Origin of the sequence: Arthrobacter sp. G.S.26, from assembly GCF_050847375.1 — a bacterium.
Lineage (GTDB): Bacteria > Actinomycetota > Actinomycetes > Actinomycetales > Micrococcaceae > Arthrobacter.
The window spans coordinates 693745-719296 of the sequence record NZ_CP193752.1 but is presented as its reverse complement, the minus strand read 5'-3'; the positions used below and the strand labels follow the sequence as shown (position 1 = coordinate 719296).

General features: G+C 66.2%; 15 protein-coding genes and 1 tRNA gene. 5 read left to right on the top strand and 11 right to left on the bottom strand.

Features of this window, described 5'->3' with window-relative positions; genetic code table 11:
* Positions 1 to 94 precede the first annotated feature (94 nt).
* Positions 95 to 730, bottom strand: coding sequence for a uracil phosphoribosyltransferase (upp, locus tag ACRB8A_RS03410; protein ID WP_050686092.1), 636 nt, complete (start codon positions 728 to 730; stop codon positions 95 to 97).
* Positions 731 to 800: 70 nt separating this feature from the next.
* Entirely contained in the window at positions 801 to 1553 is a 753-nt protein-coding gene (locus ACRB8A_RS03405; protein WP_432245591.1) for a phosphatase PAP2 family protein, read from the bottom strand.
* Between the two features lie 61 nt (positions 1554 to 1614).
* Between ACRB8A_RS03405 and ACRB8A_RS03400 the strand changes: the two genes are divergently transcribed.
* The gene (locus ACRB8A_RS03400; RefSeq protein ID WP_432245590.1) at positions 1615 to 2247 is read left to right on the top strand and encodes a nucleoside deaminase; all 633 of its coding nucleotides are present in this window, start codon (positions 1615 to 1617) and stop codon (positions 2245 to 2247) included.
* Between the two features lie 98 nt (positions 2248 to 2345).
* On the opposite strand, the gene ACRB8A_RS03395 is transcribed toward ACRB8A_RS03400, so the two are convergent.
* From ACRB8A_RS03395 to ACRB8A_RS03380, 4 genes are all read right to left on the bottom strand, one after another.
* The gene (locus ACRB8A_RS03395) at positions 2346 to 3461 is read right to left on the bottom strand and encodes a glycosyltransferase family 4 protein (RefSeq protein ID WP_432245589.1); all 1116 of its coding nucleotides are present in this window, start codon (positions 3459 to 3461) and stop codon (positions 2346 to 2348) included.
* Positions 3462 to 3464: 3 nt separating this feature from the next.
* Positions 3465 to 3860: a 6-pyruvoyl trahydropterin synthase family protein gene (locus ACRB8A_RS03390; RefSeq protein WP_050686088.1), complete on the bottom strand. Its 396-nt coding sequence runs from the start codon at positions 3858 to 3860 to the stop codon at positions 3465 to 3467.
* A gap of 3 nt (positions 3861 to 3863) precedes the next feature.
* Positions 3864 to 4886, bottom strand: coding sequence for a zinc-dependent alcohol dehydrogenase (locus tag ACRB8A_RS03385; RefSeq protein WP_432245588.1), 1023 nt, complete (start codon positions 4884 to 4886; stop codon positions 3864 to 3866).
* A gap of 118 nt (positions 4887 to 5004) precedes the next feature.
* Positions 5005 to 7194: a DUF222 domain-containing protein gene (locus tag ACRB8A_RS03380; RefSeq protein ID WP_432245587.1), complete on the bottom strand. Its 2190-nt coding sequence runs from the start codon at positions 7192 to 7194 to the stop codon at positions 5005 to 5007.
* A 255-nt stretch (positions 7195 to 7449) separates the two neighbouring features.
* Here ACRB8A_RS03380 and ACRB8A_RS03375 point away from each other — a divergent pair.
* Positions 7450 to 7539, top strand: a tRNA-Ser gene (locus ACRB8A_RS03375).
* A 91-nt stretch (positions 7540 to 7630) separates the two neighbouring features.
* Here the strand turns inward: ACRB8A_RS03375 and ACRB8A_RS03370 are convergent.
* The 5 genes from ACRB8A_RS03370 to ACRB8A_RS03350 form a co-directional block, all read right to left on the bottom strand.
* Positions 7631 to 8143 (bottom strand): hypothetical protein, encoded by a 513-nt coding sequence (locus tag ACRB8A_RS03370; protein ID WP_432245586.1) that lies wholly within the window; start codon positions 8141 to 8143, stop codon positions 7631 to 7633.
* A 31-nt stretch (positions 8144 to 8174) separates the two neighbouring features.
* Entirely contained in the window at positions 8175 to 8822 is a 648-nt protein-coding gene (locus ACRB8A_RS03365; protein ID WP_285240239.1) for a hypothetical protein, read from the bottom strand.
* A gap of 1135 nt (positions 8823 to 9957) precedes the next feature.
* Entirely contained in the window at positions 9958 to 10383 is a 426-nt protein-coding gene (locus ACRB8A_RS03360; RefSeq protein WP_285240237.1) for a hypothetical protein, read from the bottom strand.
* Complete coding sequence (locus ACRB8A_RS03355; protein WP_432245585.1) at positions 10377 to 16133, bottom strand: DUF6531 domain-containing protein; 5757 nt, start codon at positions 16131 to 16133, stop codon at positions 10377 to 10379. Before ACRB8A_RS03355 ends, ACRB8A_RS03360 begins: the two co-directional genes overlap by 7 nt.
* 239 nt (positions 16134 to 16372) lie before the next feature.
* Positions 16373 to 16645, bottom strand: coding sequence for a pyrophosphorylase (locus tag ACRB8A_RS03350; protein WP_231686007.1), 273 nt, complete (start codon positions 16643 to 16645; stop codon positions 16373 to 16375).
* A 247-nt stretch (positions 16646 to 16892) separates the two neighbouring features.
* Here ACRB8A_RS03350 and ACRB8A_RS03345 point away from each other — a divergent pair, with 247 nt between their 5' ends.
* The 3 genes from ACRB8A_RS03345 (at position 16893) to ACRB8A_RS03335 (ending at position 25509) form a co-directional block, all read left to right on the top strand.
* Entirely contained in the window at positions 16893 to 19730 is a 2838-nt protein-coding gene (locus ACRB8A_RS03345) for a hypothetical protein (protein ID WP_432245584.1), read from the top strand.
* Positions 19727 to 21070, top strand: coding sequence for a hypothetical protein (locus ACRB8A_RS03340; RefSeq protein ID WP_056598082.1), 1344 nt, complete (start codon positions 19727 to 19729; stop codon positions 21068 to 21070). Before ACRB8A_RS03345 ends, ACRB8A_RS03340 begins: the two co-directional genes overlap by 4 nt.
* A 62-nt stretch (positions 21071 to 21132) precedes the next feature.
* Positions 21133 to 25509, top strand: a complete 4377-nt coding sequence (locus ACRB8A_RS03335) for an FtsK/SpoIIIE domain-containing protein (RefSeq protein ID WP_432245583.1) — start codon at positions 21133 to 21135, stop codon at positions 25507 to 25509.
* Positions 25510 to 25552 lie beyond the last annotated feature (43 nt).

Genomic DNA, 25552 nt, shown 5'->3' with positions numbered 1-25552 from the left:
GGTAGCCCGGGCCCTGGAGCCAGGAAAGGGTTCCTGGCCCCTGGTTCGGCCACAACTGACCGCGCCGGCAGTTTTTGCGCGGCCCGGTGGCTGGTTAGCCTGCGATGCCGTAGAGTCGGTCGCCGGCGTCACCGAGGCCGGGAACGATGTAGGACTTCTCGTTGAGCCGCTCGTCAATGGAGGCCAGCACGATTGTCACATTGGACTCGCCCAGCTCCTCCTCCAGCTTCGCCAGGCCTTCCGGTGCTGCGAGGAGGCAGATGCAGGTGACGTCCGAGGCGCCGCGCTTGAACAGGAACTTGATGGCCTCGCGGAGTGTGCCGCCGGTGGCCAGCATGGGGTCCAGGACGAAGATCTGCCGGTCGGTGAGGTCTTCGGGCAGGCGCTCGGCGTAGGTGATGATTTCCAGGCTCTCCTCGTCCCGGGCCATGCCCAGGAAACCCACCTCAGCGGTGGGGACGAGCTTGGTCATGCCTTCAAGCATTCCCAGCCCCGCGCGCAGGATGGGAACCACCAGTGGTGTGGGTTTGGTGAAGGCGGTGCCCACCGTGGTGCTGACGGGAGTCTCGATGGTGACGGGCTGGGTGCGGACTTCGCGCGTGGCCTCGTAAGCCAGCAACGTCACCAACTCTTCCGTCAGTTGCCGGAACACCGGCGACGGGGTGTTTTTGTCCCGCAGGACGGTGAGCTTATGGGCGACCAGCGGGTGGTCCACAACAAGAGTGCGCATGGGTCTAAAACTATCATCCGGCGAACAGGTGGATCGGGCGTGCAGGCCCGTAAAGGCACTGTGGGTTGCGCTACTTCTGCTCCTCGCGAAGGACCGGGTGCTCAAATGTCGGCGCGGGTCCGGCGTGGGCCTTCCTGCGGGTCAGATGGAACAGCCTGTGGGCCAGGATCACCATGCCCACCCACGCCAGGCCCAGGAACCAGCCTGCCATCACGTCCGTCATCCAGTGATGGCCCAGGAAGACCCTGCTCAGGCCCATGGCGACAATAAAGGCGCCGCCCACGGCGATAGCGGTAATGCGGACGGAGAGCCGTTCGAACTGCAGGCACATCAGGTAGATGAGCACACCGATCACCACAGTGGTGTTGAGGGTGTGGCCGCTGGGGAACGAGGGTGAATCCTCATACGGCGGAACGGCTTCGGCGTGGTCCGGCCGGGTCCTGCCCACCAGCCTTTTGCCTACGGTGGTTGCCAGCGTGGACACGGCTGCAGCGCCGGCAACGAGAAGGATGGGACGCCAGGTGCGGCTAAGGAACGTCAGCCACGCGGTGAGGATGCTGGCCAGGATCGGCATGCCGATGCCGCCGCCTACGTTGGTGAAGCCCGTGACGAAGGCGTCGGTTTCCGGGTTGCGGAGCGTTTGGGCGTAGTCAAGTGCCGGCAGGTCCAGGCTTGCAAGGCCCTCATCGTCCACCACGTCCGAATAGACCTCGGCGCCGAGGAGGGCAAGCGTGATGACCAGGGCACCGCCGATGATCAGGGTCAGCCAAAGGGCTCCGTATGGCTTGATCCACTTGTCCACACGGTCTCTGACGGTGCTCATTGTGCCTCCCGGCTAAAGTGCGTCACGGGTTCCGGATATCCGTCGAAACTATCATTGACCCATGGTCTCCGCTGGAATGAATCACAACGAATGGATGCGCCTTGCCCTGACGGAAGCCCGCGGCGCCCTCGACACCGGGGATGTTCCCATCGGGGCCGTGGTGGTGGGCCCTGACGGCGCGGTGCTGGGCTACGGCCGCAACCGGCGCGAGGAACTGGGCGATCCCACGGCCCATGCCGAAGTGGTGGCCATCCGCGCTGCTGCTGCCCGGCTGCGGGAGCTTGCCGCCACTCGCGGCGACGAGGGCGCTGAGCAAGGCAAAACTGCAGCGGGGAGCGGCGGGATCCAGCCCGTGGGCGGCGCGTCGGCCGCCGGTGCGCCTCTGGCCGATAAGCCCGTGGCCGGCACGCCCGCTGCCCGCCCTCTGGCCGGAGACGGCTGGCGGCTGTCGGACTGCACCCTTGTAGTGACCCTGGAACCGTGCGCCATGTGCGCGGGCGCGGTGGTGCTGTCGCGGATTCCCCGCGTGGTCTTCGGGGCGTGGGACGAAAAGGCCGGGGCTGCGGGGTCTGTCTTCGATGTCTTGCGGGAACGCCGGCTCAATCACTGGGTTGAGGTTTATCCGGGCGTCCGCGAAGCCGAGTGTGCGGTGTTGCTCCGCGACTTTTTTGCGGGACACCGGAACGGGTCCTGACCGGGCACCCCGCCTGGGGCTGGCTGGCCGGGCACCAGGCGTGCGGGCGGTCCGGACCCCGGGCACCCGGCCTGGGGATGGGCTGGCCGGGAGCCGAGTCAGGCGCCGGCGAGGGCATCGAGGACGGACTGTGCCGTCACCGCCCAGCCAGGCAGGGCTTTCCGGGCTTCGCCGGCCGCGTCCCGCCACTCTGTCCGGGTGGCGGGTTTCGTGAGCCAGTTCCGGAGAACCCCCGCTAGCCTGGCCGGACTGTCTGCGCCGCCCTCGGGAAATGCCACGGTTGTGCCGGGAAGCCGGGGCCCGCCGTCGTCCGCCACCAACCCCGCAAGCCCCAACGCCTCGACCGCCCCCGTACCGTGGCGGACGACCGCGGGAATGCCGCGGGCCAACGATTCAGTGACCACCATGCCGAATGCTTCCGCCCGCGAGACCAACAGGCTCAGGTCAGCGGCATGCCACTCGCTGTCCAGCTCCTGCCCGGCCAGTTCGCCCGGAACCCGCACACGTCCGTCCAGCCCGTTGGCCGTTATCGCCGCACGGACCTTCACGGCGTAGCCGGGGTCGGCCTGGTCGGAACCCACCAGGGCGGCTGTCCAGTCGAGGTCCTGCAGCCGGGCCAGCGCCGATACCGCCAGCAGCTGGTCTTTGTTGGGGAGCAGCGCGGCAACGGCAAGGACATGCGGCGGGGCGGAGCCTGCGGCGAGTGCGGCGGGGGCGACCCCGGGACGCGCGGTATGGATCCGGCGGAGGTTGTGGCGGGCTGCAAGCGTGGCTGCGGCGGTGGCGCTGGTGCAGATCACACCGGTGGCCGCACGCAGCGCCCGGCCTTCCCTCTCCTGCGGGCCGGGATCCTGCGATGCCGGAACCGGCATGTGGACCAGGACCCACGTGTTTTGCCCGGCTTTTGCTGCCCATTCCATCTCGTCCGGCGCGCCGACGGCCACCAGCCCGTCAACGATGGTTACCGGCGGGATGGGAGGGGTGGGGTGCCACCCGGAATCAGCTGCCGTGCCGGCGGTATGGTCCCAGGCGCCGAGGAGTGAGCCGAGGCGCCGCCGCTGGTTCGCGGAGGCGTCCGGCCAGGTCCCTTCGATGGCCAGTAGTTGCACCTTTGCGCCCAGTGATTCCAGTCCTGTCACCAGCCGGGCGTTGTAGGCGTTACCGCCGGAGTTGTGGCGGATGTTTGCCGGCACCAGGAAGCGGAGGCGGGCCATGTTTCAGGTGGCGAGGTCCAGCGAGAAGGTGGCCCAGGCGTCGGGATTTTCACGCAGGGTGACGTCGATGCCTTCCAGTTGGCCGCCGTCGTCCGTTTCCTTGATTTCCGCTGCAACTTTTTGGGCGATGTATTCCGCCAGCGCCTCCGTGGTGCTGAGCTTTCCCTGGAAGTCGGGGTGCTCGTCCAGGTTCTTGTAGTTCAGGCCGGCGAGCACCCCTTCGATGACCGTGCCGGCGGCGCCGATGTCCAGGACTATGGCGTCGTTGTTAAGGCTCCGCCGGCGGAATGACACTTCCGCGACAAACGTGGCGCCGTGCAGGCCCTGGGCAGGGCCGAACGCTTCGCGCGGCAGGCTGTGGGCGATCATAAAGTGACGACGGACGGTCAGGTTGAACATGGGCTACCTCTGCGGGCTGGAAGGGACTTCGGGGTCTTGGGGGTATTCGATGACGTGGCACAGCGCGTTCCTCGCGCCGCTGGCGAGGTCCCTGACCACGTCCGGCAGGTCAGCAAAGGGCGACGAGCCCGTGAGGAAAGCTTCGAAGACGGGATCGGCCAGGAGCTGGACGGCGAGGTCCAAGCGGTCCGCGTTGGTGCGGCGATGGCGGCGCGCCCGTGCGACGACGCCAACCTGGCTGGCGCGGATCGAGAGGCGCCTGGCGTGGAAATCCTCGCCGAGTGGCAAGGTGACTTCCCGGTCGGCGTACCAGGACATTTCAATGACGTCGCCCTCGTCACCAACCAGTTGCAGGCTTCGCTCCAGGCCTTCCTGGGACGCGGAGCAGTGGAAGACGATGTCGCAGTCAGCCAGGGCGTCATCGGGGTGCGTGAAGTCGACACCAAGTGCGTCGGCGAGCTGCTCGCGGTCCGCATCGACGTCGATCAGCTGCAGCCGCCCCAGCGGGAACGTCCGCAACAGCGTAGCCACCATGCCGCCCACCAGCCCTGCGCCCACAACCGCCACGCGGTCGCCCAGCCGGGGGCCGGCTTCCCAGAGTGCGTTCACCGCTGTTTCGACAGTTCCCGTGAGCACTGCACGCCTGGACGGCACGTCAGCGGGAATCCTGGTCAACGAGCTGATAGGCACCACATAACGGTCCTGGTGCGGGTTCAGGCAGAAAACCCGTTGTCCCAGCCAGGCTTCGGGGCCGTCCTCCACCACTCCCACCGACAGGTAGCCGAATTTCACCGGCCCGGGGAAGTTCCCCTCCTGGTGCGGTGCACGCATCTCTTCGGCCACCCGGGGAGGCACCGAGCCGCGGTGCACCACCATCTCCGTGCCCTTGCTGATGCCGGAATATAGCGTACGGACCAGGGCTTCATCGGGCCCCGGCGCGGACAATTCCTCGGAGCGCAGATCGCCGTGCCCGCGCGCGGTGGTCCAGTACGCGGTGGCTTGGGTGTGATTCGCGAAATTAGTCATCTTACTGATGAATCTAGCGGGATATCTGCAGCCGGGGAAAGCCTGACGCCGCTGGCGTGCGTTCTGAAAAGGTCCGGAGCGGGACACTCAGGGTCCGGGACAGTCCTCCCGCATCGCACTAGGTGACGGGGGCTTTCTCGTAGGTCTGGCCCTTTTTGGGTGTTCTGGGCCCGGTCGGGTGCTTGGTACTGCTTTTTCGATGAGGTGTCCTCGAGTCAGCCGGTGCCGAAGCATGTGGATCGGCTGTTGTCAGCTGACATGTCTGGGCGTCTGGCAGTTCCGACTGTTCGGGCGCGCGCCGGTTGGGGACGTGCTGTTCAGGTGGCGGAGCGTCTTGGGTGTGCTGTTCTGCTGCTTGGTGTCCTTGGTGTTGTGGTTCCTGGTGTTGCCGTTCTGGTGCTGGGGTTTCTGGCGCTTGGTGTTGGGGCGTGTTGGGTGTGGGGTGTTGTTGGGTCCACTCGGACGGCCAGGTGGGTGGTTCGTGGTCGGGGTGTTCGGCGGGGTAGTAGCGGCCGGTGGGTGAGAGCCAGCCGGGTGGGTGGTTTTTGGTGGCGGTGGTGGGGGTCCAGGTGGTGTTGTGTTTGAGGTGGTGGTGTTTGGGGCAGAGTTGGTTGAGGTTGTTGATTCCGGTGGTGCCGCCGTGGTGCCAGGGGTGGATGTGGTCGGCGTCGTTGTCGAGGGTGTTGTTGTTGCATCCGGGGAAGGTGCATTTGGCGTCGCGGAGTCGGAGCCAGTGGCGCATGGCGGGGGTGAGGCGGTAGTTTTTGCGGCCGATTTCCAGGGGTGCGCCGTCGCGGGGGTCGATCAGTACGCGGTGGAAGGACTCGGCGCCGTTGGCGATGAGGTCTCTGGCCATGGAGGGTGGGATGGGGCCGTAGCCGTCGAGGATCGCTGGCTCGTCGGTGGCTCCAAGGAGGGCCATGACCGGGACGGTGATCAGGACCTGCGCCCTGGGTACCGGAACATCACCCCACGCCCTTGCCGAGGTAAACGGCGCCCCCGAACCCGAACCCGAAACGGAATCCGGGCCTGATCCTGAATCCGAACCGGAATCCGGGCCTGATCCGGAACCCGGGCCGGAGTCCGGGCTGGTGGTGGAACCGGCGGCTCCTGAACCAGTGGCAGCATCTGAACCGGCGTTGACTTCGGCGGCTCCCACATTGGTGGCTGCGGGACCGGTGACTGCATCTGAACCGGCGTTGGAGCCGGCGGCTCCTACGTTGGTGGCTGCGGGACCGGTGACTGCGGTGCTGGTGTTGGGTTTGTGTTCTGTGGGGGTGAGTCCGGCGGTGAGGAGGGCTTCGACGAGGTTATCAGCGCGGCGTTGGGGCAGGGTGCGGGTCTCGTGGGGGCCTTGTTGGCCGCGGGAGATCGCGGTGAGCCGGTTATGGATCGCTTCGGCGGAGGCGGCGGGGAGGCAGGCGCTGAGCCAGGCCATCCCGTCCCGGGCCGGGGTGAACTCGACCCTGCGGTCCGCGGCCGACCGGACGTGGCGTTCCTCAATGGATTCGGGGTGGTGGCGTTCGCGCCAGGAACGCACCTTGGCCCGTAACCGTCCCGGGACCAGGACCGCCGCCACACACCGCCCGGCCAGGACACTGCCGGCGGCCGGATCGGGGGCAGGCGTCAGGAGCGGGTCTGCCGGGTCAGCACCTGCAGGATCAGCCACATCGATCGGGTCCGGGAGTGCAGGATCAGGGAGGGTGGGATCCGGGAGTGTGGGCTCGGGATCCGGGAGTGTGGGGGTGAGGAAGTGGGTTTCGAGGGCGGTGGTACCGGCGTGGGGCAGGCCGGTGCATTCATCGGTGAGGACCCGGGCGTGCTGATAGGTGATCTCCCCGGCCGCCAGTGCCGCGAGCGTCAGCGGCTGGGTGGCGGCAAGCTGATAGCTGGTGCTGACCAGGTCCGCCGCGGCCCCGGCCCCAAGACTAAGGATCCCGCCGACCTCAGCGATCAGGGACATTTCCCGGGCCCGTTGATGGGTGATGCCCAGATCCGGTGGGGTGAGGGCGTCCTCGATCCCGACATACTCGGCGATGGTGAGGGCCTTGACGGCCGCGAGTTCGGATTCGAGCCGTCGCACCACGCCCAGGCGCTGTAACCGGTTTTCCTTGGCCCGCTCCAGCAGGTCCTCCCCGGACCAATCATCCTCCAACGCAACATCCGCGACCTGGACCAAGGCGTTCAGTTCCGTCATGGCGTCCGCGAGCGAGCCAACCACCACACCCACTGGCCCCGCAACAGCCCCGGAAACGGCAGCCGGAACCGGGCCCGTCCCGTCCGTCTCTGGAGCTTCGTTGCCGTCCATAACCCCAGCATAGGAAGGGGGTACGACAATTTCCGACGGGACGGGGGCTATGTGCATAACCATCAGAAATCGAGCATTCTCGCGCCTGTTCCAGTCCAGCAAGGCTGGTCCGCATGGTGAGTGTTTAAGGATGGCAACTACTGCTTACTAGTGCGCCCCTCACTGGTGACGGCCACCAAAGCCGCAGCCGCCGTCGTCCGCTCTCGGGCAGCCGTTTTGGGGTTGCGCCCCTGACTCCGGTAGCCTATTCAGGTTGGTGACGTGTCCGAGCGGCCGAAGGTGCAACACTCGAAATGTTGTTTGGTGTAAAAGCCAACGTGGGTTCAAATCCCACCGTCACCGCCAGTGAGCAAGGCCCTGATTCCTTTACAAACAGTGGGAATCAGGGCCTTTCTCTATAGCGGGGGTCAGGCAAGGAATCCGGGCTAAGGTACCGTCACTTGCGTTTGCTGCGAGCCAAGCCGGCAAAGGCCGCCAGGCCAATCAGCACGCAGAGCGCCCCCAGGAAGCCGCCGAAACCTTTACCCATCGGCCCGGCGATCAGGACAAGCCCAAGGCTGAGGCCGGCCGCACCTCCGCCCAGCCGCCAGGCACTTATGGCTCTTGCATCCGCCACCCGGGTCGAAACCCCATATTTACGGGGCACTCCCCTGGACTTCGGCGGGTCCGGATTTGTGCGCGTGGGTCCGTCGACGACCCGCCCGGCCTGGTCAATCCAAAGCCCGGGCCCTACCTCCGGGCAGTGCGCATGGACTGCGTCACTAACGGTCGCGAAGTCAGCCGGTTGGCCCCGGTACATCACCTGGGAAAGCCGCACGTCGAAATCCAATTGTCCGGATGTCCGGATGGCATCGTAGCGAATCAGCCGCACCGGCCGCCGCAGCCACCTTGACGGCTCAATCACAGCCGTGGCACGTACAGCAACGACGACTTCCGCGGGTTCAGGCACGGGCTGATTCCTCCACGACGGTCAGCGGCACTTACGAGAGCTTGACGAGGAACTGGTTGTAATCGGCAGCGTTGAAGTTGGCGACGATCATGCTCGACGGGTTCGCGTGCTCGACGGGCATTTGGAGGATCACTTTGTCGGTTACAGAAAAGCCCTTCTCCGCGGGAGGCGCAGTCGAGGCGCCCTTAGGGAGGGTGGACACGTTGTTAAAAGTGGTCCCGTACTCGTCATCAGTACCGAAGGTACCGTCCCAGTTCTTGTTCACCACGGAGAACTGTGTTCCACCTTTCTCAGGCGTTGCACCGTTGTACTTCCAGGTTGCCGTGAACGTCACCCAGGTGTTGCCCGGATCCGGCGCCACCTTGGAGGCAATGCTGTCCATGGCTTTGATCTCCGCGTTAGCATCGAGATTGACGCTGTCGATCACCAAGGACCAATCGCCGTCGGTCATTTCCTCACCGATACTGTATGGGTTTGCCAGCGTCCCCTCCTTATCGCCCTTTGGCCAAACCGGTTCAGGCGTGGGGGCGGCTGCAGGCGCCGTGGCCGGTTCGGCTGCCGGCGTTTCCTTGGCGGGGGACGCGCACGCGGAAAACGTAAGCAGTGCCGCCAAAGCGAGTGCACCGCCCGCAAAAGTGCGGCGGAAGGAAGTAGAGCGGGTTTCTTTTACACGTTGCATGGTGTTTACACTATTCGATCTACAAACCGTCCGGGGGTCCCTACCCCACCGGCACGGGCGAAGCATCTCGGCATTGGTCGATCCAACGCCTGACGGTAGAGGCAGTGATGACCTGCCGAACCGGCGTCAAACAACGTCGATGATCCACAAAGTTCTGCAGCACTTAGTCAGCAAGCTACCCATCGCTAATTCCTCAGCAGAAGAAATTTTGGTTGATTTTCGCCGCGTCTCAGAAGTATCCCCGTCGCTCACTGCACAGCCTCCCCATCTCCTGATCGAAAAGTTTCCCGCATGAAACTTTTATGCTTTGAACGGCATCCTCTAAGTGTGCTCCATACGTTGCGCGACTGTGCGTCATCCATGCCGGACCTGATGACATTCCGGAAGCTCCAGTAGCTGGGACTGAGCTGCGCAAGCCGACTGACCAATTCCCCAATTGCCAATAGAGACTGCTCCTACGCAGACGGGAAGGCGCACGAGCCTAGTCGACCAACCTATATTTCTGGGCAGTAGGAATGGCTTGCTGAATGTCCCGCAAAATCACACGCGAGTACCATCCGATTTCGAATTCGTACATACTTCCGACTTTGAATGAAGCCGCTATTGCATCTTTATTATTAAATGTCACTCCGTTGAACACTGATATTTTTCCACAGTCCGTCGTTTCAACCAGGATTCCCGCGCTTGAGGCCGACCCTCTGGATCCACCAGAATTTGTGTTGGGTTTGACCGAAGTAACCTCACAGCGAACACTCTCAATTCCAACGGACTCCCAAAACGGCATAAGCAGTACAAAGAGACCAGCTAGGAGTACCAGCCCGCCGGCCAGACTCCAGTACCATTTCAACGTCGGCCTTCTGGCGGGCCCATCCGGATCAAATTTCGTCTTAGAAGTCATTAATCCTGCAAATAGTAGCAATCATTGGGACACGACTAATCGAGGCTTCCGCTTGTGCCAATTGGGGAGGCCTCGAACAGTTTCGTTTGCAAGCTCACCAGCACACCGGACCATATGCCGCGAAGGAGTGAGTCATCCAACTGCGATTTGCGGCACTCCCTGATTGACGGTTCAAACCGTCTTTTTATTTCACCGATTGTGCCGTTCCAGCTCAGTCATCAATGACTGAGCAAACCATCAACTTTGGTATCCACCAGCCACAAGAATCGCATTAGCCATAGTCCACTGAACCAAAATGCAAATTAAAAGAAAAGCTACTGCGAGTACGTATCCCCGGATCCGGCCTGCTTTAGTTCGCGGATTCTTATCCGGCCTGCTTACCGCCCGCCATATACCGAAAATTGGTACTAAAACAGGAGCCATTGCAATTTGCATCGGGATACCATTGCCGCTTCGATTGTATTTTCCGTCATACGGCATACGCGTTTCCCAAGGTACATTCATAAAAACAAAAACAGCTATTCCAAGACACGCTAAAATGGCACAAATGCACATGAGACTCAGATTGGTGGCATCTTTCTTACTGACTTTGAGCTGGTCCGCACTGAAATTACTTCCATCAAAAGCGTCCGCAATACCGGAACCTTTATTTCCACTCACCACGGGCTCGCTCCAGTTCCTTGATTGACCACTTCGCCGCTGACAAACTTCACGCTTTCAACGATAGCTCCCACGTGGGCGCCCCCATACGCAGAAAGACTGTGCGTCATCCAACTCGGATTGGGAGCCATTTCTGAAGCTCCTGGGAAGTGGGATGTGGCCGCGCCGGCGGTACCGTCAAATAGCATCTCCGCAAGGCCGTAGTCCTCACCCGTTATGACGTTATCCAAGGCACCCCCGGCAATGGAGCCACCAGAAGCCACCGCATATTGAACCAGGTGCGACTCGAGTCGCTGAGTAATAGGCCCGGCCAGATATCCCGCTTGGGAACTCACGGCGCCACTCACGAAGCCGTTCGTAGCCGCCCCGCCGACACCTGCCAACGACCATTCATCACGGGGATTAGTGACAAAGTACATTCCAGTGTTTCCCAGGCCACCCGAAACGCCGTTGGTGGCTGCGGCCCGGACCATCTGCTGACCCGGCAGTTGGGACACGTAGCCTCCGGCGGTTGAGCTGACCCGGGAAATACCTGATGTCACTGCAGTTCCAACCCGAGTCCCCGCACTGGCAACAGCAGTTCCTGCCCTGCTCGCACCGGACGCCATGGCCGAACCAACCCTCGTACCGACGGCCGAGACCGCAGAACCGGCCCTGCCGGCATTAACCAGCGCCGCTGAACCCGCACGTCCCAGGGCCGGCAGCACACGGGTACTCAAAGCTGTCCCCACGCGGCCGACACCCGATGCCACAGCACTGCTGACTTTGCCAGCCAACGGACCGGCAACGATTCCAACGGCACCCGTCAAAGCGACTTGACCCCAATTCACGGAACCCGTGGTCGCCTTCTGGATAATCGTGTCGGCGCCCGCCCCAATCAGTGCCATGCCCACAGGTCCACCCACGCCAGTAGCCATCAGCACGCCACCGGCAATCACCATGGCGCCGCCGGCGAAATACTCCCAGTTATCGGCCATAAAGTCCCCGGCAGCCGCCATCGCCCCGCGGGTGGAACTGTCGTAAGCCTTAAGCTCATCGTCCGTCAACGGCCTGAGCCCCGTGGGGTCCGTCGTGTTCAGGGGATTGTTGCCCGCATACGCGTAAGGATTCCCATCCCACCCGGCACCAAGCACCGGAGCCAACGGATCAGTCGAAAGGAACCCACGGCTCGCCGGATCATAGGCCCGGGCGCCAAGCCACTCCAGCCCGGCAATATCCACCCCGCCGCTACCGGTCAGCGTCACCCCCGCAGGCAGCGCACCCGCAAGGCCGCCCGCCACACCGCCAGGAGCGGGGTCCACGACCGTCGGAGCACCAACAACAGCCCACGGATCAGCCTGATCCGTGGGCCGCGCAGCCCGCCACCCCGGAGCAGCCCATGCCTCCCCCACACCCGTCACACCGCCCGGCAGCGAAAGAACCTGCCCGCCACCGATCCCAGCCAGCGCAGGGACGGAGTTGGCCGTATCCCACCACAACTCACAACGGTCGACGGCGGCAAGCTCACCCAGCGCGTCAACCCACAACGAGTGCCGCGACACCTCAGCCCCGTCACGGTCCCGGACCACAGAACCACTCAGCAGCCCGGTGGAACCCCACGCGTATTCGGTCCAGGAACCATCCGGACCAATCAAACGCGTCCGCCGGCCCAAACCATCATGGACATACTCGGTCCGGGACCCGTCAGGTTCCGTCACGGACAGCAACTGCCCAGCAGCGTCATAACCATAAATCCGGGATCCACCCGGGACGGTTTCACGCAGAAGCCGCCCACCGTCGTCGTACTCCCACGCCAAAACCTCAGCGGGTGACTCAGGTTTTCCGGCACGGGTGGTGGCGGCGGAGACCATCTGCCCGGCGCCGTCGTACCCGTACCGGGTGACCGCACCGGACCGCGTCAGTCCCGTGATCCTGCCATCACCATCGCGGCCGATCATCGTCACATCAGGGGCACCGTCACCCGACCGGTCACGCCTGATGTGCTCGGACAGCGCACCGTTGCGGTAGGCCCACTCCTGCACCAGGTCCCCTGCCGTTGCGGAATTCATCCGGCCCGCAGCGTCGTAGCTGAAGGACGCCTCCCCCAGCAACGGATTACCAACAGCCGTGATCTGCCCGGCAGCATCACGGGCGTACGTTGTGGTGGTCCCGTAGGCGTCGGTGAAGCTGGTCCGGTGCCCGTCAGCATCGTATTCCCAGGACAGGCCCTGGGAACCACGGGTCCGGGAGGTCAGCCGCCCGCACCGGTCAAAGCCAAGCTCATGCTCGACGGCGAGCCCGTCCGGTCCGGTGTAATCGGTAATTACAGCGCGGCGCCGCAACAGGTCGCGGCTGATGGTGGAGATCAGCTTCCCGTCCACCGAGGTGCTGGCTTCACGGCCCGCGGCGTCGTAGGTCCACGTGGTGGTGTGGCCCTCCGCATCCGTTTGCGAGAGCTGCCTGCCGGCAGGGTCGTACGTGGCCGTGGCCACGCGGCCCAGCGGGTCCGTTACCGAATCGACAAGGTCCGTGACCGTGTAGGTCCTGGTGGTCACCCCACCCAACGGGTCGGTGATCCGGACCAGCCTGCCGCGGACGTCGTACTCGAACAGGGTCCGCCCGCCCACGCCGTTTACGGACTCAGTAAGCTCACCGGCGACGTTGTATTTGAACCTGCGGGTGCCGTACCAGGTGTCCTGTGAGAAGGTGAGCCGCCCGCAGGAGTCGTAGCCATAACGGGAAAGCCCCTGGCCCGGGGTGCGCCGCGCAATCAGCCGCCCGCCGGCGTCGTACTCAAAACTCTCCACCTCGCCCGTGGGCAGGGTCCGGGAACTGATCCGCTGGTCCTCGTCGTAGGCCAACTCCGTGACCGCGCCGAGCGGGTCGGTGGTGCGCCAGGGACGGCCGCAGCCATCGTATTCGTACCGGGTGACGGCGCCACCGGGTGAGGTGACCGAGGTGACCTTGCCGGCGATGTCCCGGCCCAGGACCGTCAGCCCACCGTTACCGTCCACCAGCTCCACCGGGTTACCGGCGGCGTCGTACGTGACCAGCTCCGCTGAACCGTCAGCGGCTTCCAATTTGGTGGGCCGGCCGAACTCGTCAAAGCGGATGGTGGCGGCGCCAAAGGCCTCCGTCAGGGTCGCGGTGCCCGCTTTGCGGTCAGTGGCCGCGTCGGTGCGGACACCTGTTGGGTCCACCACCGCGGTCAGCGCGCCGACCTTGTCATACTCCCGGGTCCAGTCGTGTCCGGCCGGATCGGTAACACCTGTCAGCCGGGAAAGCGCGTCATGCGTGAAACCCCAGGATGCGCCGTCGGGCAACACCGCTGTGGTGACGTTCCCCAGTTCATCAAAAACCCGCTCAACAGTCCGGCCCAGGGGGTCTATGGTGCGGATCAGTTCACCGTTCGCGGCGTACTCCAGTTCGGTCCGGCCGCCATCCGGGGCCACGGACGCCGTGACACGCCCGGCGGGATCATGCTCGAAGGCCCACACGGCCCCGTCCGGGTCCTCCCGCCGGACCAGCATGCCGGCTTCGTTGTAGCTGAAACGGGTTTCGGCGCCCGAAGGGGTTACCGCCTTCACCGGCCGCCCTGCCTGGTCCCGGACGATCCGGGCAACATCGCCCGCCGCGTTGCGGGTGGCCACCAAGTCCCCGAAGGAGTCGTACTCAAACCCGACCCGGACCCCTACCGGGTCGGTGACCTGCGCCAGCTGGCCGTCCTGCCACTCCAGCTCGGTGCGGCCGCCCAAGGGATCCAGGACCACTGCAGGATCCCGGGACAGCTCATCAGCGTACTCGTATGACACCACAGCGCCCGAGGCAGTCACCAACGTGGAGATCCGGTCCCGGTCATCCCAGCCGTAGGTCAGGTCCGCGCCTTCCGCCGTGACGGTGCGGGTCTTGCGGCCCCGGTCGTCATACGCGTGCACCGTCACTGCGCCGTCGCGCTCGGTGAACGACACCAGGTTTCCGTGCGCGTCGTACGCCATCGACTGGCGCTGGTCATGGGAATCCAGCACCCCCACCAGGCGGCCCTTCGCATCCGCAATCCAGGAGTTGGAGCGGGTACCGTCCTCATCCGAGACCACAGTGACCCGGCCCGGCAGGTACGCAAACCGGACGCGGCGCCCGTGCTGGGTGACCTGGAGGACCACCCGGCCGGAGGCATCGTACGTGTTTTCCGCTTCCAGGACACCGGCGGCGGAATAGACGGCATCGATCAGGCCGGCCTCGTTCCACCGGTACGTCCTGGCGCCGGTCTCCGTGCCCACGCTGACCAAACGGCCATGGGCGTCGTATCCGTATTCGACCCGGCGGCCATCAGAACCACGCACGACGGCGGCGCGTCCCGCCGCGTAGTCAACTTCGAGGAAGCGGCCCCGCACGTGGTCAAGCCTGGTCACCGGGCCGGTGCCGGCGCCGTCGGCCGGTACTTCCCGATGGACCGAAACAGTCCGGCCCGGCCCGGAACCAGTGCCCAGCCATGTGCCGGCAAGGCTGTGTGCCCACCAGGCGCCCTGGTTATCGCGGACCACCAGAAGTTCGGAGGTGCCCGCAGGCACGGAGCCCAACTCCGCAAAGGCTGCGGCTGCGGCGGGCTCGGTGGTGAGCCAGTAGTTCTCCCCCACACCCCGGCTCCACCCGGCGCCCTCGCGGGGGAAATCCACGGCGCGGCCATCAGCCATCACCCAACGGCAACCCTCATCGGACAGCACCAGGTGCTGGTCCAGGACAGAGGCCCACCCGGGGCCAAAAACCCCGTCCCGCTCCAGGCCGGAACCAAGCGAGTTGTACATCCTGGCCAGCGCCAGGTTCGACGACGCACCGGCAAACGCCAGATCCGACTCCGGCTCGATGAAGTTGCCGGTGGCGGTGTTCACGGGATCGTTGGCGTACCCGCTGGTGGGCATGGCGCCGGCCGCTGTGGGCGGGTCGATCGCCAGCGAGGAACGCGTGGCGCTGACCCCGGCAGCGGCCAGGGCCTCGTTCACTGCCGCATCCGACACGGTGGAAACGGCACCCTCGCCGCCCGCGGCCGCAAAAGCATCCGCCACCGTGGTGGCCCAGATGGCATCGTTTTCATTGGCCTGCAGGTACCGGCGGTAGGCGCTGATCACGCCGGAGGCGTCGATGGAGCCCCAATAGCAGGCGGACGCGAAGGAAGACATCTGCCCGTCCAGTGAGCCCGGCTCTGCTGCCAGCGAATCGTCCAGGCCCCTGGACCCGGCAGCGAAGGAGCGCAGGTCCTCGGGCTTGGCCGAGGAGGTGCCACCGCCGTACCCGCCGCCGGGAGCCGGGTTGTCCCGGGAGCCCAGGTTCGCGGACGCTGAGCCGAAGGTGGGCGCCGGGCCGGGGTCGGCGTTGGGCCGTTCCTCCTCGCCAAAAAGCCAGTCACGGGCCTGTTCAAAACCGTTACGGTCGTTGTGTTCCCGGACCCATTCATTGTTCCGCCGCCGGCGGTCGTCTTCGTCGCGTGCGGCGTCGATCATCTGTCCCACGTAGCCGGCGACGGTCCGCATGGCCGCAGCCAGGGCTTCCGCGTCCCCGGCCGCCGTTGTGGCGTTTGCCGCGAACAGCTCCGAGAAGTGACCCCTGAACTCAGCTTTTGCCGTGGATACATACGAGGCCCGCGATCCGGCCTGCCCCTCAACCCGCGACGCCGCAGATTCGAAAACCGACTGCACACCTTCGGCCACGGCGTAGCTGAACCGCCCGCCGTTGGACGCATCCGACGCCGGCAACAGCGGCACCTCAACGAATTCGGTCACAACCAACGCCCCCCACTGAGCCAGAACAGAAACAATAATCATTGACAGGACAGAAAACGCTGACCTGCCCGGGACAAATCACCAGGCAGCGAAAGCGGTCCCCTAAACCCAAAAACCGGACCAGGACAACCCAGGACCGGACTACAGCAAACCAAAAATCACACGGGACCGGCGCAACGGCCGGGCGGAGATCCCATTCAGTGGAACCCCGGCCCGGCCATCACGCCCGAATTTGCAGGCTAAGCCCCGCCGCCGGCTGAGAAGATGTCCTGGGAGATCTTCTCCAGCTGCCCCCGCAGCTGCTCCAGCTCTTCCTTGGCCTTATCCAGGGCGGCCTTCGTCTCCGGCCAGGTGGACCCGCGGAATTGCGCGGCGAGCGGACCGTCCCAGATGTTCGGGTCGGACAGAACCCGGCCCTGCGCATCCAGCGCGGAAATCTGGTCCGTGAAACCGCCGTTGATGATCGACTGGACCTGCCCGATGGCAGCCTTCGCTTGCTCAGTAGACAACACACGCGACATAAGAAATTTTCCTCCCCAAAAAAAATTAACCAGGACATCGCCGGCCACAAAGTCCGGCGACCAGACAGCATGACGCTACCAATTCACGCCATTAAATCCAACAAAAGAACAAACAAATGTTGCAGGTCATGACGGCAGTAGGCTGAGCACACAGCCGGCGGATCCCAGATTAGTCCATTCGCAAGCGCAACCCCGTATATCCTTCTTGTTGGCACCGTGAACGATTGAGGGGACAATCATGCCCAGATGGACCAATACTGACCAGCGAAACAGGGAACGGCGCATGGCGCCGGGCCGGACGTTGGGGGCACTGCTTGTCACCTTGGGGCTCATTGCCACAGCGTCCTGCACACCGCCGCCCGAACCGGAACCGGTAGCCAACCCGGTCAAGCTCCTGCAAAGCGTCCGCGTGGGCCTTTCCGCGGCGGCAGGGGTGCAAACGATTGAGGGCACCACCATTTCGGTGTCCGCAGCCGGCGACTCGTCCGCGGCGGACACAACGTACAAGGCTGCCGACGTGGTGGGCGAACTGCCGGTCCGCGTCAGCCTGCAGTACCGGGCCGGCGAGAAATCCGGTTCCGACCTTTCCGAGCTGCAGGGACACACCGGTCCCGTGGAGATCAACCTGACGTTGGAAAACCTCACGGTTAAGCCCCGGCAGGTCCAGTACGACGCAGCGGGCCAGGCCCGCACCGATACCGCGTTGGTGGGGGCGCCGCTGACCATCGCGGCCGCCACGAAGCTCGCAGGAGTGCGGGCCGACGACGTCACTGCAGGGTCCGCGGACGGGGCGTCCGGTACCAACGGCGTTCTGAGCAGCACCGGGGATGGTGCCACAGTGGTCCAGTGGGCCACCGTACTGGCACCGCCGCGGTCCGGCGCCAGCACCACACTGCGCCTGGTGGCTGATGTCCGGGATTTCCAGGTCCCCACCTTCGATGTTGCGGTTCAGCCGGGCCTCAACACCGACCTCAGCGCGGACGGCGTCCTTGCCGGCGCTTTCTCCTCCGGGACCGGCTCCGAGCTTGAGCTGCAGCGCCGCACCATCTCGCTGGTCTCGGACGTCAACACGGTCCTGACCAAGGCCGGCTCCACCATCACCGACGTCCGCCGGAACCTCCAGGTGACCTCCCAGACCCTGGGTGCCAAGACCGCCGGCGAACTGAGCACCAACTCCAAAGCCCTGGCCGACACCATGGTGGACCTCAAGGGACAGCTGCAGCGGCTCGGCACCGACCTGGAGTCCGCCACCAAATCAACGCAGTCCACCACCTCGGCACAACTGAAGGTGACGGTAGCCGCCGTCGACGCAATGCTGGGCGACACCACGACGGTACCGCCAACAACACCCATCACGGGCGAGGGCTGCACTGCCGATGTCGCCAAATCCGGCTCGTCCGCCACGGTCTATTCCAGCATCCAGACCATGGCCTCCCAGCTGGATGCCTACGCCAAGGTCAGCACGGACTGCCGGGACCTGGTGGCCGGGGCCATCAAGGCAACGATGGGCCCGGAGAACCCCACCATCGAAGACTGCGCCGAACAGGGTTCCATGACCTGCTCGCTGCTGGGCTCCGCCATCACCGTAACCGGCGCCCTCCTGGGCCTGGTGGCCAAGGGTGATGAGCTGGTGGCCGGACTGCAGCCGCAACTGGTGGAAAACGCCATCAAGGACCAGGCAGCGTCCACGGCCACCCTCAAAGAAGTCCGCGCCAACGTCACCGCCGTCCTGGCCGGGGCCACCACCCCGCAGGATTACAAGGCGGCACTCAAAACCGTGGACAACGAACTGAAGGCCGCCCGTAAGTCCGTGACTGCCACGCTGGACGCAACAGGAACGGCCCGCAGCAAAGTCAATGCCCTGCGCGAAAAGCTGGTGGAGATCAGCGGAATTGCCGGAGCGGCTCGGAGCGAATTGACGGACGAAAAACTTCCCAACGGCTCCATGACCTATCAAGTCAAGCAGCTTGCCGCCGAACTGTGCGACATGGCTGACGGCAACTTTCCCCGCGGCGGCCGGCTCGCCGCCGGCCAGGTGGAACGCCTGCGCTCGTACCTGACAGACGTTCCGTGTGAAGCGCCGGGGAAGCTAGAACTGCCGAAGGATTTCAAAGCCCCTCTTAATGCCCGGCTGGAAGAACAGGTTGTGGACTGGGATAAGACCTTGGCCGCTACGGACACCACGACCGACGACGCACCGATCGACGAATCCTTCGCCGCCATTGAGGAGGCAGCCGCCGGCACCAACGCCGGGCTGGACGCCGTCGAAAAGGCCGTGCAGGCGCTCGACGGCGCCGCCACGGGAGGCGTCGACGGAACCAGGGAAGACCTCGAGTCCCTCGCCAAAGCCTTCGACGAAGCGATCGGCTCCTCGGCGCAGGTGGGTACAACGCTGGGAAAGCTGAAGGAACAGCAGGACGGGCTTGGCGACAAGATCACCAAGTCGTTCGGCGACACCTTCAAAAGCACCACCGCACAGGTTCAGAAGCTGGTGGACGAACAGGTCCGCCAGGTCGCTGAAATCGGCGACGCCGGCTCCACCTCTGTGGTGACGGCCTTCAACCGCTCCATTGCCGGGCTGAAAACCACCTCTGACGAAGTGGTCAAGGATGCCGGGGCCACGGTGGACAAGCAGCGCGGGGAACTGCAGGAACAGGAGTCAGCGCTTGCGGCTTCGCTGGCCAAAGGCACCGAAGCTTCGCTGGAACGCATCGCCTCCAGCACGTCCGGTTCCACCCGCGACGTTGAAGGTGCCAGCGCATTGCTGTCCTCCAGCCTCAACAGGGTCATGCTGGACCTCGGCGACAGGTCGGTGAACGGTTCGGGCCTCCTGGGCTCAATGGCCACCAGCGCCGCCAAAGCGGACACCGCTGACTACCAGCTGGCCTTGGCTTCCCAGAACGCCGAAGGCTACGCCAACATCCGGTCCCGGGACGTGGCAGGGCTCCTGCTGCGCCAGGCCCAGTTCAAAGCCTCCCTCACCGCGGTGGACGAACTGCCGCCGTTCCACTTGGAAGTTCCTGCCGGCGCCACGTCGCAAACCCTCTACACCCTGAAGATCGGCGGCACCGCATGAGTTCGCGCAGCAGGCTCATTACCCTGATTGCCGCCGGCGCCGCTGTGGTTGTGGTGGCCGCCGTCGTCCTGTCCCTGGTGCTGACCCGACCCAAGGAAACCCCGCTGCCTGACCCGGTAGCTGCGACGGTTCCCGTTGCGCTACAGGCCGATGGACTGCCCAAGGACGCCTCTGTGGGCGTCATCCTCACCCTGGGCCAGTCCGGCGAGCCCGGGTCGGAATACAACCGGGCAGCCCAGGGTGCCGTGGTGGCTGCACAGCGTTTTGCGCAGGGCGGCACTCCGGTGGCCCTCCGGGCCGAGAATGACAGGGGCACGGAGGACGGCGCCCGCGCCGCAGTCCAGGCCCTGTCCGGGCAGGGAGTGTCCGGCGTCGTGATCACCAGCACCGGGCCGCAGGCCCAGGCCGCGGCGCAGAAAGCTGCGGAGCTTGGCCTCCCGGCAATCCTGCCCTACACCGAACCGTCCGCCGCCGCGCCCACCACCTGGACCACCGGACCCACGGCAACCGCCGTGGACACTGCCCTGCAAAGCGCGCTGGCGGGAAAAACCAGGGTGCTGATCGTCGCGGACGGCGCGGCTGCCCCGGCATCGGTCCGGAGCGTGCAGGCACTGAACCTTGAAAACTTTGCTGACGTCGCGGAGCTTGCCCAGGAAGCCGCCGTCCAGACCGGCGACCAGTTCCGGCCGCTGGCCGAAGACGCCCCGGAAGGCACCGAACCGGTCAGGGTCGCCGAACCGGCAGACGCCCTGGTGGTCTCCGCGGCAACCCCGCAGCGCCTGGCCCGCCTGGTCCAGGCCCTGCAATCCCGCGACGTATCCGTCCCGATGATCCTGCCCGCCGGCGCCGCCACACCCGCATTCGCCACTACCCTCGCGGAACTGGACGGCACCGCCTCAGGCCAACTCGTCACCGTTACCCCCGCTGCAGGCGACGCCACGGCCCTGCAACAGGACGCCCAGGGCCGGGGCATGTCCGCGTTCCTGTCCGCCGTCCGCCTGGCGGCCGGCAACACAACCGTCACCAACCTGACCGGAGATGCCCCCTTCTCCGCCGATGCGTGGGCAGCAGACGCCCGCAGCCACGACGCCGTTGTCGCCCTTGTCCGGGCCGCGGCCCTGGCCGGAAGCAGTGAGCCCGCCAAGGTTGGGGCGGCCCTGGGCACCCTGTCCTTTGGACCCGGTGAGGGCCTGGCCGGCCCGGCCCTCGACTTCTCCCGCCCCGCAGCCTTGACGGCACCGGCGGTTCCCGCCTACGCCTCCGCCCAGGACCTGGGGCTCCGGCCACCGGACGAGGCAGCGCCGCGCGTTGTCTGGGTACCCGCCCCCGCGGGTTCCTGACCCACCTGCCCTGACCCGCCCGGCGCGGACCGCCACCACCTGACTACGGAAGGACCGCCCCGATGCGTGTGCTGATCGACCTGGACGAACGCCGCTTTGAATGCGAGGTGGCCCGCGCCGCAGCGGCCACCACACTGACAGACCTCGTGGCGGCCGCAGGCGGACCCCACCTGGCTCCGGACGAGGCGGTGTACGTCAACGAGGCGGAGGTGCGCGGTTCAACTCCGGTGTCCGAACTGGTCCTCCTCGAAGGCAGCCGCATCTCCCGCAGGCCCTGGCAGGTCCCGCACCGGGTGCCCGGCTGGAGCGTGACGCTGGCCGGCGGGCAGCGCACCGGCGGGGTGGTTGACGTACCCCAGGGCCGCGAGATGCTGATTGGCCGTTCGCCGCAGGCGGACCTGACCCTGCCCACCGAGAGCGCTTCCTGGGACCACTGCCGGCTGCGCCGGGAGGACGACGGGTTGCGGGTGCTCGACGGCGGATCCACCAACGGGACGCTGGTGAACGGGGAGCGTGTGGGCGAAGCCGGCGTCCTGGTCACGGGAACAGCCACCATCACCGCCGGCGGGACGGTACTCCTGTTGCGCCCTGCACTGGAGGAATCACCGGCTCCCGCGCCCGGCAGCCTGCACAACCTCACACCGGCCGCCACGGCACCGTTTAACCGGCCACCCCGCCCCGGCCGCGCGCCCGCCGGAGACCCGCTGGTTCCGCCGAGCCGCAAAGACGTACCGCCCGCCGGCAAGTTCAGTGTCATCACGGTCCTGGCCCCGCTGGTAATGGCGGCCGCGATGGTGCTGATCCTGCGGGACATGCGGTTCGCCATGTTCGCGATGCTCAGCCCGGTCATGGCCGTAGGCATGTGGTTCGAGCAAAAACGCCGCTATGCCCGCAACCTTAAGGAGGAGGACGCCCGCTTCGCAGGTGCCCTCGAGGAATTCGAAGAACAGATCCGGCAGGCCGCCGCGGAGGAAACCGCCCGGCGCCACAGGATGATCCCCGATCCGGCCACCGTGGTACGCCGTCCGGCGCTGCCCGCCACGTCCCTGTGGCAGCGCCGCGCGGACGCCGACGACTTCCTGGCCCTGCACGCCGGCACCGGCGATGTTCCCTGGCGGCCTGAACTGGACCGCTCCGCGAGCACCCGCCTCGACAACGAGGTCAAGGACTCCCTGGCGGCAGCGCGGCTGCAGGCAGCACCGGTACTGGTGGACCTGACCGACGCCGGTGTGGTGGGCATGGTGGGCCCGCGCGAGGGCACTCTGGCCCTGGCCCGTTCCCTGGTGGCCCAGGCGGCCGTGCATGTGGGCCCCGCGGACCTGACCATCGGCGTCTTCTGCGACGCCGGCCGCGCGGAAGAGTGGGAATGGGCCTCGTGGCTGCCCCACACCCGCCAGACCGGCAGCAGCACCGGCGAACGGTGGATGTCAGCGCACCGGGAGACTGGCGTTGCTATGCTGCGCTCGTTGAAGGACAGCGTGGCGGAACTGCCCACTCCCGCGCTCCTGGTGGTGCTGGACTCAGAAGTCCTCACCGAAGGCAGGGACGCCCCCGCCCGGGCGCTGCTGGGCATGGGCCGCTCTGCCCCGGGCGGCTACGTCAACCCGCAGCAGCGCCCTCCGCGGGTAGCGGGCATTGTCATCGCCACGTCCGAAGAGCAGCTGCCGGCCTCGTGCACCACCATCATCCGGGTGGGTGCGGACGCCGCGGCGACGGTGGAACAGCCGGAGGACCTGACCCGGGTGGAGGATGTCATCCTGGCCGGCCTCGACGAGGAGGAGGCGCTCAGCTGCGCCATGCGCGTGGCGCACTTCGACGACCCCGAACTGAGCGTTCCCGGCGCCTCCCTCCCCCCGCTGGTCCGGCTTCCGGAACTGCTGGACTACGACCGCCCGGATGCTGCCACCATCAGCCGGCTCTGGCAGGCGGCCACCGGAATTTCGACGCCGATCGGCACCGGCGAGAACGGGATCCTCACCCTGGACCTGGTCAAGGACGGCCCGCACGGCCTGGTGGGCGGCACCACCGGATCCGGCAAGTCCGAGTTCCTCCGCTCGCTGGTGGCGGGCCTCGCCGCCCGCAACGATCCCACCCGGCTGAACTTCATCCTGGTCGACTTCAAGGGCGGGGCCGCCTTCAAGGCCTGTGAACGGCTCCCGCACACCATCGGCACCATCTCCAACCTGGATGAGCAGCTCGCCGACCGCGCCCTGCGTGCGCTGGAAGCCGAAATGGAACGCCGCCAGCGGGTGTTCGCCGCAGCCGGAGAGGGCGTCGACAACCTGTCCGCCTACCTCGCCACCAACCCAGCCGAGCCCATGCCCCGGCTGCTGCTGGTGATTGACGAGTTCGCCATGCTCGCCAAGGACTTCCCCGACGTGCTTAAGGCCCTGGTCAGTGTGGGCGCCGTGGGCCGCACCCTGGGTGTGCACATGATCCTTGCTACGCAGCGCCCCGCAGGCGTGGTCAGCGACGACATCCTGGCCAACACCAACCTCCGGGTAGCGCTGCGGGTCCAGAGCCGAGAGGACTCCAACAACGTGATCGGCGTGCCGGCCGCCTCGGCGATCGGGCGCGCCCAGATGGGCCGGGCCTTCGTGAAGCTGGGCCAGGACGACATCACCCCCGTGCAGACGGCCCTGGTGACGGGGCAGGCGCTGGTGGGCGGCGGACCCGCAGTGGACGTGCGGGAAGTGCGCCGGTTCGGCGTTCCCGCCCCGTCGGCAGCGCCGGCCCGCTCCGCCGCCTCTGACGAGAACGACCTGGACCTCCTGATCGATGCCGTGGTGCAGGCCAACACCGAGGCCGGCTACGCGGCGCCGCGCCAGGTGTGGCCGGAAGCGCTGGGCGAACGCGTGGAACTGGCAGGCTTCCTGGCCCGGCCGGATGCCGGCACTTCCGCGGAACCGGCATCGGGCGGGCCCTCGCCGGACGGGACAGTTTCGGACGGGACAGCGGCGGAAGCGACGGCGGCGCAACCGTTGGCAGCCGCCCTGCCCCAGGTGGGTTCAGTCCAGGGAAACACCGTGCTGGTCACCGTGGTGGATGAACCCGACCTGCAGCGCCAGTCGCCGTCGGGCTGGGACATGTCCGTGGGCAACCTGATGCTGATGGGGGTGGCCGGATCCGGCACCAGCACCACGCTGGCTTCGATCGCCCTGGCCCTGGCCAAGGACACCGATCCCGCCAGCCTTGACCTGATGATCCTGGACATGGGCTCCCGCGAACTTGAGCCGCTGAAGGACCTGCCGCATACGGTGGCCTATGTGGGGACCGGCGCCGGCGCCAAGGAACAGCAGGCCCGCTTCCTCCGGCACCTGAACACCGAGCTGGAAAACCGGCGCGCAAACCCGGACAGGGGCCGGCGCACCGTGGTGCTGCTGGATGGACTGGCCTCGCTTCGGGACGAGTTCCAGGACTTCGAAGGCCAGCAGATGATGGCCCTGTTGTACCGCGCCTACGCCGACGGACCGGCGCTGGGCCTCTCCTTCGCGGTGTCCACCACCCGGGCCAAGGCCGTGCCTTCAGCCATGAACGAGGTGACCCTGCAAAAGTGGCTCTTCCGCCTCGCTGACACGTACGACTACTCTTCACTGGGTGTCCGCGGCAAGGAGATCCCGGCCCCGCTGCCCGGGCGCTGCGTGGACCCCCGCACCGCGCTGCAGATGCACGTGGCCACTCCCGGCATCGGGATGGCGGCGGCCGTTGAGCAGGTGCGGCAGGGCTGGGCGCAGGCACCGGCCAAGGCACCCGCCATCCGGCGCCTGCCCTCCAACGTCACGCTGCAGGAACTGGCCGTGGAACCCCGCCTCGACGCAGAACCCTGGCTGGTGCCGGTGGGACTGCAGGAAGCGGACCTGTCCCCCGCGTTCCTGGAGATCTACGAAGGTGAGCACGCACTGGTGGCCGGCCCCGCACGGTCCGGGAAGTCAACGCTGCTGCTGGCCCTGGCCGGGGCCGTCCGGGGCAAGCCAACGTCCCGCGGCCCCGCGCAGGTCTGGGCCATCTGCGATCGGCGCTCACCCCTGGCCCTCGCCGGCGCCGGCCTGGACCGGGTGGCGGTGGGCGCCGACGAGGTGCCGGCGCTGCTGGCCTCCCTGCGGCTGGAACGCGGAACGGTGTTCCTGCTGATCGACGACGCCGAACGCTTCGACGACGGCGACCAGTCCATCGCCGGGGTGGTGGCCTCCGGGCAGCCGGGCCTGTGCATCATCGCCTCCGGCAGGGCGGCGGACCTCCGCAGCCTGTACAGCCACTGGTCCAAAACAGTGCGCAAGTCACGGCTGGGCGTCCTGTTGCAGCCGGACGTCAATTACGACGGCGAGTTGCTGGGTGCGGTGGTGCCGCGGAAGGCTCCCGTGGCGTTGACTGCCGGGCGCGGCTACCTGAGCGTAGGGGGCCAGATGGCGCTCATCCAGTCCATGAGCGCCGACGGCTGATACGGGCGGCGCCGGCGATGCAGCGGCGGCGCCTACGATGGCA